Origin of the sequence: Nitrosomonas sp. GH22, from assembly GCF_009833115.1 — a bacterium.
Taxonomy (GTDB): domain Bacteria; phylum Pseudomonadota; class Gammaproteobacteria; order Burkholderiales; family Nitrosomonadaceae; genus Nitrosomonas; species Nitrosomonas eutropha.
This window is the reverse complement of the sequence record NZ_QRCA01000021.1, coordinates 43,856-60,811: the sequence shown is the minus strand read 5'-3', so window position 1 is coordinate 60,811 and position 16,956 is coordinate 43,856. Positions and strand designations below refer to the sequence as shown.

The window sequence follows — 16,956 nt, the reverse complement described above, 5'->3', positions numbered from 1 at the left end:
TGAGATGGCACAAACTCTAGAGCATCTATCGCGAAAAAATAATACCCTAACCAGTATCAGAGGTATTGTGCATACGATGAAAACCCTATCAGCAATTAATGCTGCACCCTATGAGCAGGCAGCGCAATCGATTGAAGCCTATCATCAAACGATATTGCAAGGTTTTGCTGCTTTTATTTATCGTACTGGTGGCGCCAGTTTGCTCACTGAAGCAACCCAGCCTAACAAGCGGCTACTGGTAGCGTTTGGCTCCGATCATGGCTTGTGTGGTAATTACAATGAGCTACTAGCCGATACGGTAACGGAGTACAGCAAAAATCAGCCGATGGTAAAACAACATATTCTCTGTATTGGCTCACGTATGAGCAATGCCTTGCTAGAGCAAAAACTCACCCCAGATGTGGTGTTAATGCCACCTGCATCAGCAGATGGTATAGGTCGTTTAGCCGGCGATATTGTCACGCATATTGAACGCTTGGGCCGTGGTCAACCTTTAGCCAATCTAGTGGTAACTTTGATTTACACCCAACGCGCTAAACATGGCTATCAAGAATCTGTGACACGCGCTTTATTGCCACTGGATAAAAGCCTATTACAACCTGAGCGGCGCTGGCATTCGCGTTCACTGCCGGATTACAGTATGGCGGCCGATGCTTTGTTGTCATCACTGGTACGTAATCATGTATTTGCCAGTGTGTTCCGCGCCTCTGCCGAAGCTATGGTTACCGAGAATGCGACCCGGCTAGCCTTAATGCAACAAGCCGAACAGTCAGTGGACGAGCAGCTAGAAGAGGTGCAGCAAGAAATGAGCAACGTGCGCCAAGATGAAATTACCAATGAGTTAATGGATATCGTGATTGGCCATTTAGCTTAATCAGTGCGCCCTAGCCATAATCAGCTAGAGTTGATATCTGCAGCGCAGTCTGGCTTACGCCAACATCCCGCCCCATCCACAGTTAGGGGTAGCACCGATGGTGTAACTTGACGCATCGCTGGCTAGATACAGCACCGCACCAGCCATTTCACTGGGATCAGTCACGTGATTCAGCGAGATACGAGACAACTAAACTGCTTACGAAGCTGCGCAAGGATTAGTTATCCTCCTTTAGAAGCTTGATATAGAAATCACAGAAGCAGGCCGAGCCTTCTGCTTGCGCTTCTATCCCAGCAAAAACATCCCCTTTTATAACATCCCAAGCAGAGACTTATTTTGCATTTTTGAGCGAAGCGACAGAAAAACAAATCCTGCTGGCTTGGCTTGTTAGGTGTTTTTATCTGAATGAATCCATTTTGTGGTTAATCCAGGGCCTGTGCCCTCCTCCACCTGGGACAATTTTTTTTACATACCGACTCAACGGATTACCACGTTACAATAAAATGTACGATATCAGCCAGCTGCACGCTTGATGGCGATTAATCAAAAATTGCCTGATCCCACTGGAAAAAAATGGTCAGCATGAAATAATGGTCAATGTAATTGGAGTAATGATCCCAGCTTGTGTATTACACCTGCTGTTTCAGTAATTTTTGCAAGAAACCACGCCTACAAAATCAGATTTGATTTTTGAGCTCGATACAAACCCCGAATCTGACAAACACCTGGAGTAATTATTGACAACATCTGGAAACTCAATAAATAAACCAGATCATTCCGCTCACACCCCCATGATGCAGCAGTACCTGCGTATCAAAACACAGCATACCGACAAGCTGCTGTTTTACCGCATGGGGGACTTTTATGAGCTGTTTTATGAAGATGCCGAAAAAGCAGCCAGGTTGCTGGATATTACATTGACTCACCGTGGCTCCTCCGCCGGGGAGCCAATCAAAATGGCAGGTGTGCCATTTCATGCGGCGGATCAATATCTGGCTAAATTGGTAAAACTGGGTGAATCCATTGCTATATGTGAACAGATCGGCGATCCCGCTACCAGCAAGGGGCCGGTAGAACGTCAGGTTGTTCGCATCATCACCCCTGGCACCCTGACTGATGCCGGGTTGCTGGAAGAACGTGGCAACAGTATTGTGTTGACACTGGCACTGCATCACGGCGTGATTGGTCTAGCTTGGCTCAACCTGGCAGCCGGGGATATGCGCGTACTGGAAACCTCTCCGGATAATCTGGCTAGCGAGCTGGAGCGCTTGCATCCATCAGAAATTTTGCTACCGGAATCACTTGCTCTGCCTGTGATATTAAACAGTTTTACCGCCCCCAAACGCCTGCCGGATTGGCAATTTGATTATGAGCATGCTGTGCAGCAGCTTACCCGGCAATTCGGTACCCGTGATCTGAATGCCTTTGGTTGTGAAGAGTTGCGTGCCGCAATCATGGCAGCCGGTGCGTTATTTGAATATGTCAGGCTGACGCAGCACACTGCAACCGATGAATCAGCAACACAGGTACTTGGTCATTTGCAAATATTACGGGTGGAACGGCCAGAGACCTATTTGCGTATGGATGCCGCTACCCGCCGTAATCTTGAAATTACGCTGACATTACGTGGAGAAGAAGCCCCCACGCTATCATCCCTGCTGGATATCTGCGCAACCAGCATGGGTAGCCGGTTGTTGCGGCATTGGCTGCATCACCCGCTACGCAATCGTATCACCCTGCAGCAGCGACTGGATGCCGTTTCTGACTTGATTGGAGCAAAGCCGGGAATCCTCTATGCGGGTATCCGGGAGCGTCTCAAACATATCGCTGATATCGAACGTATCACCAGCCGAATTGCCTTAAGAACAGCCAGACCTCGTGATTTATCCGGTTTACGCGACAGCCTGACGGCACTTCCTGAAATTATCAAACTGATTACAACCTCAACAGCTATTGCCGTTCATCGTTTTGTCCCGGCCATGGTGCCAGATACTACACTCACACAACTGCTCGTTCACGCGCTGCAACCCGTGCCCGGCGCAGTAATTCGTGAAGGAGGCGTCATCGCTGACGGCTATGATGCTGAACTGGACGAATTACGCGCTTTACAGAAGAATTGTGGTGAATTCCTGTTGCAACTGGAAGCACGGGAACGCGAGCGTACCGGTATTCCAACCCTTAAGGTGGAATATAACCGGGTACATGGTTTTTATATCGAGGTAACCCGCATCCATGGCGAAAAAATCCCCGCTGACTACCGCCGCAGACAAACCTTGAAAAATGCGGAACGCTATAGCATCCCCGAGTTGCAGGCATTTGAGAACAAGACACTAACTGCGCGTGAACAGGCATTGGCACAGGAAAAGAAACTGTACGAGCAGTTACTGGAACAACTGGCAGATTTCATCATTCCCTTACAGGAAATTGCCCGCTCTGTTGCTGAACTGGATGTTCTGTGTGCTTTTGCTGAACGTGCAGATTTGTTTGGTTATACCAAACCGGTATTTACTGATGATCCTGCTTTGGATATCGAAGCTGGGCGGCATCCGGTAGTGGAAAATCAAATAGAACAATACATTGCCAATGATATACAGCTGGGTGCTGTCACGCGGGAAGGACGGCAGATGCTGATCATCACCGGCCCAAACATGGGCGGGAAATCTACCTACATGCGACAAACAGCGCTAATTATTCTGCTGGCGCATTGCGGTAGCTTTGTTCCAGCCGGGAGCGCCCGTATTGGCCCCATTGATCAGATTTTTACCCGGATTGGTGCAGCTGACGATCTGGCAGGGGGACGTTCCACCTTCATGGTAGAAATGACGGAAGCCGCCAGTATTTTACGCAATGCAACCGCACAAAGCCTGGTGTTGGTGGATGAAATTGGCCGGGGAACTTCAACTTTTGACGGGCTTGCATTGGCTTTTGCCATCGCCCGCCACTTGCTGACTCAGAATCAGAGCTATACCTTGTTTGCCACGCACTACTTTGAACTGACCCGACTAGCAGAAGAATTTCCGCAGGCAATTAATGTACATGTCACCGCAGTGGAGCACAAGAGACGTATTGTCTTTCTTCACCGGATAGAGGAAGGATCTGCCAGCCGGAGTTATGGGCTGCATGTTGCCGCACTGGCAGGTGTACCGGATAAAGTTATCCGAAATGCCGGAAAGATTCTGGCACAACTGGAGCAGGAAGCACTCAGCAAGAGTCCTCAGCAGACATTATTTGAAACAATTGAGGAAAACGAGGAAGCTGCTCCTGCTTCCGTGCATCCGGTACTCGATTACCTTGAGCAACTTCACCCGGATGAGCTGACTCCCCGGGAGGCACTGGAACAGCTTTACCTCATTAAATCAATGGCCAATCGGATAAAATAATTAACAGGATGGTGAAAAATGCTGGTGAGATCGTCTAATGTTCATGGCCGTGCGGCCCGTGTACATGCCCGTGAGATAATTCTTCTTCCGTTGCCGGGCGTACTTCCGTAACTGTGCATTCAAACTGAAATGCCATACCAGCGTAGGGATGATTACCATCCACTACCACGACATCATCAGTGATCTCTCTCACTGTATAGATATAAAAATCATCAGAATCTTCCTCACCCCCCTCAAACTGCATCCCGACCGTGATTTCTTCCGGGAACGCACTACGTGGCTCAACGCGCATCAGTTCCTCATCATATTCTCCAAAAGCATCATCCGGTTCCATTTGCAGGGATAAGGTCACCCCGGTTTCTTTTTCATGCAGCGCTTCTTCCACTACTGGAAATATTCCATCATAACCACCATGCAAGTAGCTGATGGGTTCATCAGTTTCTTCCATCAGATTTCCTTCCTGATCGGTCATTTTATAGTGGAGTGATACCACCGTATTTTTTACTATGCGCATGCTTCCTCTGCCTGAATCAGGCTTCCTTGTAGTTGGTTACCTCGAAAAACCTATAAATTCTGAAGAGATTTGTATGTAACACATTGAGTTTACGATCAATGGATTTTCAAAAACAGGGTTTTTCGAGGTAACCAGTTGATAAAATTTGTTTAAAATCACACCGTTGATTTCTCGGCACACGGCGCGAAACTTTTGCGATGAGTAGCTGTTATTCCATGCAAACGAATTGCGTCCAAGTGCACTCTGGTGGGATAGCCTTTATGTCGATCAAAACCATAAATCGGGTAAATCTCGTGTAGCCGTAACATTTCTGCATCCCTCGCAGTTTTGGCAAGAATTGAGGCTGCCGAAATCTCAGCTACCAGACTATCTCCTCTAATAACTGCCTGCACTTCATAATCCAGTTGTGGTACATGGGTGCCATCTACCAGAATTAGTGCATTAGACACCGGCATTAATTCAATGACTGCTCTTCGCATTGCGAGCATGCTGGCTTGTAAAATATTCAGCCGATCAATCTCCTCCACTGAGGCTGAAGCAATTGCCCATGCGCGAGCATGCTGTTTTATTTGTTCGGCCAAACTGGCCCGCCGTTTTTCACTTAACCGTTTGGAATCCGCCAGTCCATTGATAACGTAACAAGAATCCAGCACAACACACGCAGCATAGACCGGACCAGCTAGCGGCCCCCTACCAGCTTCATCCACCCCGTAGATAGCTTTTCCTTCCGGATGGATCCATTCTCGAACGACGACACCAGAAGTCTTGATTTCTAACCTCCCTGCTAACCGAATCAGATGGCCCGAGCAGTACACATCAGCTGAGCTTCGGTGACAAGCTGGCCATCCACTTCTGCACAGGCTGAATATTTCCAAATTCCTTTCAGCTGACGGGTGATTTCAACCTTTAATACCAGCTGATCACCCGCGATAACCGGCTTTTTGAATCGTACTCCGTCGATACCCACGAAGTAATACACCTGTCCGGCATCTTTTTCCATATTTTCTGATCGAATCGTCAGCAAGGCAGCTGCCTGCGCCAGTGCTTCAACAATCAATACTCCCGGCATCACCGGATGATGCGGAAAATGTCCGGAAAAATAAGGTTCATTGATAGAAACATTCTTGTATGCGTGAATCCGCTTGCCCAACTCAAGTGAAACCACCCGATCAACCAGAATCAGTGGATAACGATGCGGCAAGTATTTCAGTATTTCATGGATATCCATCACAGCCATTCTATCTCTCTGTTATACAAATTTTTATATATTTATTGTTTCCTGGAAGTCGGTTCCTGTGCGTTTAATGCCTTGATCACCTGGTCAGTAATATCAATACGCGCACTTCGGTAGACTGAATCTTGCAGCTGCAGGATCAGATCATAATCCTGTTGCTCCGCGAGCTCTTTGATCACCTTGTTGGTACGTTCCAGAATCAGGCTGTACTCTTCATTTTGGCGCAAACTCAAATCTTCCCGCATCTGCTGCTGTGTACGTTGGTAACGTCGGCTGAGTCCAGCCAGTTCCCGCTCCTTCAAGCGCCGTTCCTCTTCATTGACAAAGTCAATATTTTTTTCCAGCTCCTGCTGTAAAGCTCTGATCTGCACGGAAAGCTCCCTGATACGTGCATCACGCGCCTGAAATTCATTTTCTATCTTTTTCTGCGCAGCTACGGCGGGCATTGATTCCCGCAACACTCTCTCGGTATTGACAACGCCGATCTTGATCTCCCCAGCAAACAGATAAGGTGACAAAATCAGCACTGCCAAAAAAATGAATATTTTTACAAACCGAACAGCAGTTATCTGGCTGTATCTATTCAATGAATCTTTCATTTTCTTTCAATACAATTTTTCAGATTCAGAAAGTCTGTCCAAACTGGAACTGGAAACGTTGCAATTTGTCGCCTGGTTTATCATTAAGTGGCTGGGCGACACTGAACTTCAGCGGCCCCATGGGAGAAATCCAGGTTGCAGCTAACCCGGCAGAATAACGAAAATCATCAAACCCCAGTCCGGAAAATGAATTAATAATTGTACCGCCATCGGCAAATGCACTCAGGCGAACTGATTTGTCATCCTTCATAAATGGTACCGGGAATAATACCTCAACGTTACCGACTATACGTTTGCTGCCACCCAGAGCCAGATTATTATTGTCACGAGGCCCCAACGTATTGATGTTGTACCCTCTAACCGAATTAAAGCCGCCTGCAAAAAAATTCTTGAAGAAAGGTAGCGGTTTACCGGAATATCCATCGCCCACTCCCACTTCACCATTCAGCATCAGGGTAAATAGCCTGGAAACGGGAAAAAACCATCTCTGCTCATAACTGACCTTGTAGTAATTCAGGTCTCCGAACGGCATACCAAATTCGCCAAATAATCGCTGCATCAATCCGGAGGTTGTCCAAATCGCACTGTCACGACGATCACGTGCCCAACTCAAGGTAAGCGGGAGATTATTGGAAGTCTTGCCAAACTGATCGACGAAATCCCTGAAACGTTGCGGGCTGTCATTGCGCAAATCAATTTTGGTGTGTTCATAACCCAGTCCCAATGAAACCATGTCATTTTCCGCGACGGGGATACCAAAGCGAATGTTGGCACCAGTCGTATCGGTATTGAACACCCCCACACTGCTCAGAGAGCGGGTATTGATGTCACGTCTGAACGCTTCCAGACCGAGACTGACTCCATTAATCGTATAATACGGATTACTGAATGAAGCCGAGATGATCTTGTTAACGCTCCCGGTATTCACCTGCAGACTAAGAAAATTACCCGTCCCCAGAATATTGTTCTGGGCAATTGATCCATTCAGGATAATCCCTTCGCGATCAGAATAGCCGGCGCCAAACATGATTGCTCCAGTTGGCTTCTCAACTACATTGACATTGATATCCACCTGATCCGGTACATCGGCAACCGGGGGAGTTTCAACGTTAACGCTAGTAAAAAAATCCAGCCTGTCCACCCGTTGGCGGGAGCGATTGATCTGTTCAGTAGAATGCCAGCCCCCTTCCATTTGTCGGAATTCACGCCGTATCACTTCATCCCGGGTACGTTCATTACCGCTGATATTGATGCGTCTGACATAAACCCGGCGCCCTGGGTCGATAAAAAAAGTAAAGGCTGTCTTGCGAGTTTCCTTGTCCAGCTCCGGTGATGCATTGACATTGGCAAAGGCGTAACCATCATTCCCCAGCCTGTCACTGATTAGCTTGATAGATTCAGTCAGCTTCTCGCGGGCGAATACTCCACCCGGTTCAAGCTTGATCAACTTGCGTAACTCTTCTTCCGGCACAAGCAACTCGCCGGCCAGCTTTATATCGGACACCGTATATTGAGGACCTTCCGTTACATTGACCGTAATGTAAATATCTTTCATATCCGGCGTAATCGAAACTTGCGTAGATTCGATATTAAACTCCAGATACCCCCGATCAAGATAATAGGAACGTAGTGTTTCAAGATCAGCCGATAATTTTTGCTTTGAATACTGATCATCCTTCGTAAACCATGTCATAAAACCCGGTGTTTTGAGACTGAACAGACCGGTCAGATCATCTTCAGGAAAAACATGATTGCCGACGATGTTGATTTGCTTGATCCGAGCTGTTTTTCCTTCCTTGATATCAAAATTGATACCGATACGGTTTCGTTCCAGCGGCGTGGTTGTGGTCGTAATTTTGACGGCATACTTACCCCGGCTGATGTACTGACGCTTCAATTCCTGTTCAGCCTTTTCAAGCAGCGAACGACTGAAAATACGAGATTCTGATAAGCCTGCCTGCTTCAGCCCTTCCTTGAGTTTATCCTTGTCAAATTCCTTTGCGCCATTGATTGTGATCTGCGCGATTGCAGGGCGTTCCTGAACCTGCACAATCAACAGCTCTCCTTCGGATTTCAGTTTGACATCACTGAAAAAACCGGTTGCATACAATGCTTTGATCGCCGCACTGGCTTTTTTACTGTCGAGTACATCGCCGACTTTAACAGGCAGATAACTGAATATTGTTCCAGCCTCGGTACGCTGAATACCCTCCACCCGGATATCCTTGACCACGAATGAATCATTTGCCGCACAGCCTATTGAATACAGGAAAAAAAATAATGCATAAAACCTGAATTTCATGTCTATTCAGAAGCCAGGCGAAGTAGATCGTTATATATTGCAAACAGCATCAGTGTAATTAGCAAAGCCATACCAATCTGATTACCGATAGACATTACTCTTTCAGATAATGGTATACCTCGCACCACCTCGATCAAGTAATACATCAAGTGTCCGCCATCCAGAACCGGAATCGGCAGAAGATTCAACACACCAAGACTGATACTGATCAGGGCCAGGAATCCCAGGTAGGCAGTAAACCCTATTTGTGCCGACTGGCCGGCATAGTTTGCAATGGTAATCGGCCCGCTGATATTCTTCAGAGAAACATCACCAGTGACCATTTTCCCAAGCATGCGCACGGTAAAATAAGACATTTCCCAAGTCTTGGTAGCTGCTTTAACCAAAGCTGCCATCGGAGGATAGCTGGTTTTCACCAGCAGATTTTCCAGTATCTCATGATGGATTTCAGGCGTAATTCCAGCCTTGCCAATTTCAGCGTGACCCTCGGATACGGTTTCCGGTTGTAATGACATAGCAAGCTCCCGGTCATCCCGCATCACCTCAACCGAGAGTGTGTGCCCGGGATTTGAACGCACCATATCGACAACATCTTCCCAGGCGGAGACTTCCTTTCCATTAATCGCCACAACTCTGTCGCCAGTCTTGAGACCCGCGCGTTCTGCCGCCCCGCCAACCATCACCTGATCAATAACTGGGGCAACAATTGGCCGATAAACACTCAAACCCAGTCGATTCAGAAAATCACTTTCAAGATCTTCTGCGCCAAGACTGCTCATATCGAGTTTAAGCTGACGAGAAATTCCACTTTCGCCTGTTACTGTTATCCTGACATCAGGATTCTTGTCTACTGCATTGTCCAGCAGTAGCAGTCGGGCTTCCTGCCAGGTGGTAATTGCCTGGTCGCCGATCCCGGTAATGGTATCCCCGTTTCTGAAACCTGCTGAAGCCGCAAGTGTCGCGGGTTCAATTTCCCCCAGGATTGGCTTTACACCACTGACACCGAGTATAAAAAGTAACCAGTACAGCAGAATAGCCAATAAGAAGTTCGCCACAGGGCCTGCAACCACGATAGCGAAACGCTTGGAAACAGGTTGTCGGTTAAATGCACGTGGAAGTTCGTCAGCGGGAACCCGCCCTTCCCGTTCATCCAGCATCTTGACATATCCCCCCAGAGGGATCGCAGCGACCACCCATTCCGTCTGATCATTACCAAGGCGTTTTTTAAACAAGGGCTGGCCAAATCCGAGAGAAAAGCGCAGCACCTTGACTCCACACCAACGAGCGACCAGATAATGGCCAAATTCGTGAAAAGTGATCAGTAGACCCAGTGCAATTACGAATGCAAAAATAGTTGAGAGCAGTGTCATATTAAAGATCTGCAAAAATTATCCATTCCACTGCTCGGCACGAAATAACGGAGCTCCGGACTGTCCTCTTTGCCAAGCCTGAGTATCCAACCACTTGCGAGCTGTCTCACGCGCCCGTAAATCAGCAGCAAGCACATCTTCCAGGTCTGTAATTTCCTGCCTGTCTATTGATTCCATTACATGCTCGATGATCGCAGGGATTACCGTGAAAGGTATTTTACCAGCCAGAAAAACTTCAACCGCAACTTCATTGGCGGCATTCAGTACGGCGGGCATATTACCTCCCTTTGAAAGGGCTTCATATGCAAGCCTGAGACAGGGGAATCGCTCGAAATCCGGAGCCTCAAAATTCAATTGTGCAATTTTGAAAATATCCATGGATTGCACACCACTTTCTATTCTCTCGGGATAACCCAACGCATGCGCTATCGGTGTGCGCATATCCGGATTACCGAGTTGGGCAAGCACCGAGCCATCAATATATTCAACCATAGAATGAATGACGCTTTGCGGATGAACAACCACCTGGATTTTTTCGGGTTCCACATTAAACAGCCAGTGCGCCTCAATGACTTCCAGCCCTTTATTCATCATGGTAGCTGAATCAACCGATATTTTTCTGCCCATTACCCAATTGGGATGAGCACAAGCTTGCTCCGGCGTAACGGTTGACAGGGTCTGCAAATCTGCTTTATGGAAAGGTCCTCCCGAGGCAGTAAGCAATATCCGGCGCACCCCAGAACTAATCAGATCTCCATTGTAATGTTGTGGCAATGACTGAAAAATCGCATTGTGTTCGCTGTCTATCGGTAATAACGTTGCATGATATTGTCTGATCGTATCCATAAAGATACGTCCAGCCATCACCAGCGTCTCCTTGTTAGCCAGAAGAATATGTTTGCCCGCCTGCGCAGCCGAGAGTGTCGGACGAATACCTGCCGCGCCAACAATCGCTGCCATAACCGTATCGATTTCTGGTAAAGATGCTACTTTTTCCAGTGATTCGATACCTGAAAGCACCATGGTACCCAAGCCTGCCACACGCAATTTAGCTTCCAGTTGCTCGGCACTCTGAGCGTTGAGCATCACAGCGTACGACGGGTAAAATCGTTTGCACTGCTCAAACATTTTTTCAACATTCTTGTCGGCAGTCAGGGCAACCGCCTGAAACCGGTCGGGATGTCTGGCTACCACGTCCAATGTGCTTTCCCCAATGCTGCCGGTCGAGCCCAAGATGGTCAGATGACGGATTGGAGTCATAATTCAGTCGAATAAAATAAGATGGCCGATAGCGCAGCAACAGGTAAAACTGGGATCAACGCATCAATACGATCCAGTATACCGCCGTGACCTGGCAGAATATTGCCACTATCCTTAACGCCTGCCTGCCGTTTCAACAGTGATTCAAACAGATCACCCACTATTCCCAGCACCGCGAGCACAAGCAATAAAGGAACCAGCAAGCTAATCAGCTTGTTTTCTCTATCTACTATGCAAAACCAGATCAATGCATAGATCAATACGCCAACTAGCGCAGCAGCCACTCCCTCCCACGTCTTTCCAGGACTGATCTGCGGGGCAAGTTTATGCTTGCCATAGGTACGCCCGATAAAATAAGCAACGCTGTCAGATACCCACACTACTCCCATGAATCCAAGTAACAATAATGGATCCATCGCACGAAGCTGATATAGTGACAGACACGCCGGCAGCAATACCAGCCAGCCGGTTAACATGAATACCCACACATTGCGGATGGGTTGGATTGTTACCAATTGGTAAGGTACCGCTAACAGCCAGAAGATGGCAGATGCAATATAAAACCAGATCATCGATGAATCTGCCGGATTTCTGGCTACCGCCATGCTGGTCAGGAATAATAGCTCCCCTCCCAGCAAGGTGGTAAAAATCATATAAAGAACAGTCTGGCCAATTGAGAAACGCCCCAGACGGCACCACTCTCTGGCTGCTGTAACAGTCAATCCCAGGAGTAATACTGCCCAGAAAATATCCGGTAGATAAAATAATGCCGCCAGAAAGGCGGTCAATAATATGAGTGCGGTAAAGAGTCGGGTGCTAAGCATGAACGGGTGAGTCCCGTTAATTGAACAATGATGGTTAAACTTTATTTTCGTTCAAGATCGTATCCTTGATTTCCTGCCGACTTGCAAGCTGCTCACTTGTTTGACCAAATCTGCGCTCACGTTTCTGATAGGAAAGGATAGCCTTGTCAAGAGTTGATACATTGAAATCTGGCCACAAGGTATCGGTAAAATATAGTTCGGTATACGCAAGTTGCCAGAGCAGAAAATTACTGATCCGACATTCTCCTCCGGTGCGAATGAATAAATCTGGCTCGGGAGCATCCGCCATAGTCAGGTATCTAGAAAGATCAGATTCATTAAAATCCATAGTTGAATCAGAGCGTTGGGCGATCATTTTGCGTACAGCTTGCATGATATCCCAGCGTCCTCCGTAATTTGCAGCCACCGTAAAATGCAAACGAGTATTTCCGGCAGTAAGCATCTCACCATGCCGAACACATTCGATTACTCTGGGATCAAATTTCGAAAGATCACCAATCACCCGGAATCGGACTCCATTTTCATGCAAGCTGGTAACCTCCCGTTCAAGCGCAGCGAGAAACAGTTGCATCAGCAGCTTGACCTCTTCCGCAGGTCTTCGCCAGTTTTCACTACTGAACGCAAAAACTGTCAGATACGGAACGCCTCTTTCAATGCAGGCTTTAATCGTACCTCGTACCGCCTCAACACCCTGAGTATGTCCTGCTATTCGTGGCAGATAACGCTGCTTTGCCCACCGGCCATTACCATCCATGATAATAGCGATATGCTTGGGTATCATCCCGGTTTCCGGGATTCCACGAGTTGAACTCAATATTGAAGGCATATATCAGACAGCCATCAATTCTGCTTCTTTGGCTTGCAGCAGCTTGTCTACCTCGGCAATATATCGGTCTGTCAGTTTCTGGATATCATCCTGCGCACGGCGATCTTCATCTTCCGCGATCAACTTGTCCTTCAACAATTCTTTCAACTGGGTATTAGCATCACGCCGAATATTCCTCATCGCGATACGAGCTGTTTCCGCTTCCGTTCTAACAATCTTGGTCAAGTCCTTGCGTCTTTCTTCTGTCAAGGGAGGCATAGGCACCCTCACCATTTCACCCGCAGTCATCGGATTCAAGCCCATATCAGAATCTCGTATCGCTTTTTCAATGGCTGAAAATGCTTTTTTATCCCATGGAATAACGCCTATAGTCCGCGCATCAGCCAGAGTTACATTCGCAAGCTGTCTGATCGGTGTAGGTGTTCCATAGTAGTCAACTGTTATATGATCCAGCAGCCCTGTATGTGGACGTCCACTTCTTACTTTGCTGAAATCAACTTTAAGTGCATCCAGGCTTTTTTGCATTTTCTGCTCAGTAGCCTTTTTTATATCAGCAATCATATTTAAGTAGATATTGACATTAAAAAGCGATTACAACAATGCACATGTGCTCTGCCATATACCGCGAGGAATAACGATATTTTAGATAATGTCCAAAAATTCAAATAATTACCAAAGTCCCTTCATCTTCACCCATGATAACTCGTTTGAGTGCTCCGGTCTTAAAAATACTGAATACATTGATGGGAAGTTTCTGATCACGGCACAAGGTCAGTGCAGTAGCATCCATTACCTGAAGGTTTTTATTAATTGCCTCATCAAAAGTCAGGTTACGAAAACGTTGTGCATCTTTATTTTCAAAAGGGTCACTGGTATAAATCCCATCAACTTTGGTCGCCTTGAGAACTATGTTGGCATTCATTTCCATACCACGCAAGGCAGCTGCTGTATCCGTAGTAAAAAAAGGATTACCAGTCCCCGCAGCAAATATGACCACTTTACGTTCATTTAAATAACGTAAAGCCTTGCCACGAATATAAGGTTCCACGACCTGATCTATCCGCAAAGCTGATTGTACCCGTGAGACGACGCCATTCCGCCTCATCGCATCGTGTAATGCTAAAGCATTCATGGTGGTAGCAAGCATTCCCATATAGTCAGCTGTTACGCGATCCATGCCATCTCCCGCGGATTTCATGCCACGAAAAATATTACCCCCACCTACCACAATCGCAACCTCAACGCCTAACTGCAACACTCCGGCAATCTCGACAACGATACGCTCAACCACTGTACGATCAATGCCATACTGCGCATCACCCATAAGAGCCTCGCCCGACAACTTCAATAAAATACGTTTATAGACGGCTGGCATATATGCTCGTGTAATGGAGATTTATCGTAAAGTCTTCCTGAAAATTGATCACGCCGCTATTCATACACCATCAACAGCCACTCCAGATTCTGTTGAGATTCACCTGAAATGATGACAGTAGATAGGGAAATGGCTGACAAGAAGTTGCGGTCGGTCTTGTTATTGCACAAAATACGCCTGAAAGAAAGATCGTGTTCCATTTGCTAAATTCGACTGACAAATCGCGCCAGGAACTGCCTGTGCGTATTATCCATACACGGTCTCTACCAACTGACGATTGTTCGTATCGCCGCGTCCGGATCGTCTGCCTGGCCTAAACAACAGGGGTCCATCTTTACTCACTGCGCCTCTGTTCATACGTGAATTGAGCCCCAATAATCCATTAGAAACCTATAGAAAATATACAGAATTTACGCCTGATGAACAGGCTCAGGTTGTAGCACAACCCACCTACACCAGATACTGAATCTCAACAGATCCTAGCTTATAGTGATAAGTTATCATTTACCTCTGCCACATGCCCGGTCAAACCAATCGCTGGAAAACATTCTTATTTTGACTGACTTACCTGCGCCATAACCTCAGCTGCAAAATCATCAGATTTCCTTTCGATTCCCTCACCTACAACGTACAGTGTAAAATTGCTGACTTCAGCAGATTTTGTTTTTAACAGCTTCTCAACAGTCTGCTCGGGATCTTTAACAAAAGGCTGGCCTAACAATGTAACTTCTGCCAAATATTTGGTAACTCGCCCTTCCACCATTTTCTCAATTATATTAGCCGGTTTGCCACTTTCTGCTGCCTGGGCAGTAAATATCTGACGCTCATGCTCAAGTAAATCAACGGGGACTTGTGCACTTGATACGCAAACAGGCTTGCTGGCCGCAATATGCATGGCTATATCTTTACCCAAGGCTTCGTCTCCCCCCGAATAATCAACCATTACACCGATCCTGCTCCCGTGTAGATACATCGCGAGACGACCTTCGGCATGGTAACTGATCCCACGACGAATACTAATATTTTCGCCCAGCTTCATAATCAAAGCCTTGCGAACAGATTCAACCGTTTCTCCACCAGCCAGAGGCATTTCAGCCAATAATGCTGTATCTGAAACACTTTGACTCACCATCAGCTTCGCCAGATCGCCGGCAAAATTGATGAAATCTTCATTCTTGGCAACAAAGTCGGTTTCACAGTTAACCTCTATCAGCGCTCCCTGTTTGCCATCAACGGTAATAAATCCGCTAATAACTCCTTCTGCAGCAATACGAGCAGCCGCTTTACTCGCTTTGGCTCCACTTCTGATCCGCAATAAATCCTCAGCGGCTTTCATATCTCCACCAGCCTCGGATAAGGCTTTTTTACATTCCATCATGCCCAAGCCGGTAAGCTCGCGCAATTCTTTAACCATGCTTGCAGTAATCTCTGCCATACTGACTCCGGATCCGGTTAATACAAAAACTTTGAATAATCTATTTCAATAAGAGGTGGTAACGGAGATCATTTATGCATCTGCAGACAGATCTTGACCAGACAGAACTTCACTATCAGTTTTACCCATCTCGACAATTTCCTGGATGGCTTGGTTGCGCCCCTCCAGAATGGCATCCGCCATGGCGCGCGCATAAAGTCGTATCGCTTGGCTGGAGTCATCATTTCCCGGTATCACATATTGAATACCGGCCGGGTTATGATTGGTATCTACTACACCCACGACCGGAATACCCAGTTTATTCGCCTCGATAATCGTGCCTTTCTGATACCCCACATCAATCACAAACATGGCATCCGGCAGCCCTTTCATCTCCTTGATGCCGCCAAGACTGGCGTTCAATTTTTCTAATTCACGCTGAAAATCAAGAGCCTCTTTCTTTACCAGCTTGTTTAATGTTCCGTCTTGCACCATTTTTTCCATATCTTGCAAACGCTTGATCGATTGCCTGATCGTCTTGAAATTGGTCAGCATCCCTCCCAACCAGCGCTGATTAACATAAGGAGCGCCACACCGGATTGCTTCTTCTTTAACAATATCACGTGCCTGACGCTTGGTTCCCACGAAAAGAATTGTTTCTTTGTTCGCTGCTAACCTGCGGGCATAATCCAGCGCATCTCTGAACATGACAAGCGTATGCTCAAGATTAACGATATGAATTTTATTACGCTGGCCAAAAATATATGGCGCCATTTTCGGGTTCCAGAAACGGGTTTGATGACCAAAATGAACACCCGCTTCCAACATTTGCCGCATAGTAACTGACATGCATTCTCCCTAGGGTTAACCGCTACTTATCGACGTACTTCCTTAATGAAGGCACCCTATTTTGATAAGTGCGAATTGTAAATTATGTTATAAAAAGTTAATAAAACAAGAAATTTCCTCGGCGCAGAAAATCAC

General features: G+C 46.9%; 16 protein-coding genes. 2 read left to right on the top strand and 14 right to left on the bottom strand.

Translation table 11 applies throughout. The annotated features are described in order from the left end of the window. Positions 1-4: 4 nt before the first annotated feature. A complete protein-coding gene (locus tag ABF86_RS07865) occupies positions 5-874 on the top strand; it encodes a FoF1 ATP synthase subunit gamma (protein ID WP_074685090.1) in 870 nt (289 codons plus the stop codon). A gap of 791 nt (positions 875-1,665) precedes the next feature. Further along, complete coding sequence (gene mutS / locus ABF86_RS07855) at positions 1,666-4,254, top strand: DNA mismatch repair protein MutS (RefSeq protein WP_074455720.1); 2,589 nt, start codon at positions 1,666-1,668, stop codon at positions 4,252-4,254. Positions 4,255-4,288: 34 nt separating this feature from the next. On the opposite strand, the gene ABF86_RS07850 is transcribed toward mutS, so the two are convergent. The 14 genes from ABF86_RS07850 to rpsB all read right to left on the bottom strand — a co-directional run bounded on the left by ABF86_RS07850 (position 4,289) and on the right by rpsB (position 16,821). Next, the gene (locus ABF86_RS07850) at positions 4,289-4,768 is read right to left on the bottom strand and encodes a peptidylprolyl isomerase (protein WP_074455700.1); all 480 of its coding nucleotides are present in this window, start codon (positions 4,766-4,768) and stop codon (positions 4,289-4,291) included. Between the two features lie 155 nt (positions 4,769-4,923). Continuing rightward, the gene (rnhB, locus tag ABF86_RS07845; protein ID WP_074455721.1) at positions 4,924-5,538 is read right to left on the bottom strand and encodes a ribonuclease HII; all 615 of its coding nucleotides are present in this window, start codon (positions 5,536-5,538) and stop codon (positions 4,924-4,926) included. A 23-nt stretch (positions 5,539-5,561) separates the two neighbouring features. Next, on the bottom strand, positions 5,562-6,005 hold the full coding sequence (gene fabZ / locus ABF86_RS07840) for a 3-hydroxyacyl-ACP dehydratase FabZ (RefSeq protein WP_011635045.1): 444 nt from the start codon (positions 6,003-6,005) through the stop codon (positions 5,562-5,564). A 32-nt stretch (positions 6,006-6,037) separates the two neighbouring features. Next, the gene (locus ABF86_RS07835) at positions 6,038-6,601 is read right to left on the bottom strand and encodes an OmpH family outer membrane protein (RefSeq protein WP_074455701.1); all 564 of its coding nucleotides are present in this window, start codon (positions 6,599-6,601) and stop codon (positions 6,038-6,040) included. 25 nt (positions 6,602-6,626) lie between these two features. After that, complete coding sequence (bamA, locus tag ABF86_RS07830; RefSeq protein WP_074455702.1) at positions 6,627-8,903, bottom strand: outer membrane protein assembly factor BamA; 2,277 nt, start codon at positions 8,901-8,903, stop codon at positions 6,627-6,629. A 2-nt stretch (positions 8,904-8,905) separates the two neighbouring features. Continuing rightward, positions 8,906-10,273, bottom strand: coding sequence for an RIP metalloprotease RseP (gene rseP / locus ABF86_RS07825; RefSeq protein WP_074455703.1), 1,368 nt, complete (start codon positions 10,271-10,273; stop codon positions 8,906-8,908). An 18-nt stretch (positions 10,274-10,291) separates the two neighbouring features. After that, a complete protein-coding gene (ispC, locus tag ABF86_RS07820; protein WP_011635049.1) occupies positions 10,292-11,533 on the bottom strand; it encodes a 1-deoxy-D-xylulose-5-phosphate reductoisomerase in 1,242 nt (413 codons plus the stop codon). Further along, a complete protein-coding gene (locus tag ABF86_RS07815; RefSeq protein WP_011635050.1) occupies positions 11,530-12,357 on the bottom strand; it encodes a phosphatidate cytidylyltransferase in 828 nt (275 codons plus the stop codon). Before ABF86_RS07815 ends, ispC begins: the two co-directional genes overlap by 4 nt. A gap of 34 nt (positions 12,358-12,391) precedes the next feature. Next, positions 12,392-13,183, bottom strand: a complete 792-nt coding sequence (gene uppS, locus ABF86_RS07810; protein ID WP_011635051.1) for a polyprenyl diphosphate synthase — start codon at positions 13,181-13,183, stop codon at positions 12,392-12,394. A 3-nt stretch (positions 13,184-13,186) separates the two neighbouring features. After that, positions 13,187-13,744, bottom strand: coding sequence for a ribosome recycling factor (frr, locus tag ABF86_RS07805; RefSeq protein WP_011635052.1), 558 nt, complete (start codon positions 13,742-13,744; stop codon positions 13,187-13,189). A 100-nt stretch (positions 13,745-13,844) separates the two neighbouring features. Beyond that, positions 13,845-14,558: a UMP kinase gene (pyrH, locus tag ABF86_RS07800; protein WP_011635053.1), complete on the bottom strand. Its 714-nt coding sequence runs from the start codon at positions 14,556-14,558 to the stop codon at positions 13,845-13,847. Positions 14,559-14,614: 56 nt separating this feature from the next. Next, positions 14,615-14,758: a hypothetical protein gene (locus tag ABF86_RS07795; protein WP_160803517.1), complete on the bottom strand. Its 144-nt coding sequence runs from the start codon at positions 14,756-14,758 to the stop codon at positions 14,615-14,617. Positions 14,759-15,108: 350 nt separating this feature from the next. Beyond that, positions 15,109-15,993, bottom strand: a complete 885-nt coding sequence (tsf, locus tag ABF86_RS07790) for a translation elongation factor Ts (RefSeq protein WP_011635054.1) — start codon at positions 15,991-15,993, stop codon at positions 15,109-15,111. 72 nt (positions 15,994-16,065) lie between these two features. Next, positions 16,066-16,821, bottom strand: a complete 756-nt coding sequence (gene rpsB / locus ABF86_RS07785; protein WP_074455704.1) for a 30S ribosomal protein S2 — start codon at positions 16,819-16,821, stop codon at positions 16,066-16,068. Positions 16,822-16,956: the final 135 nt, after the last annotated feature.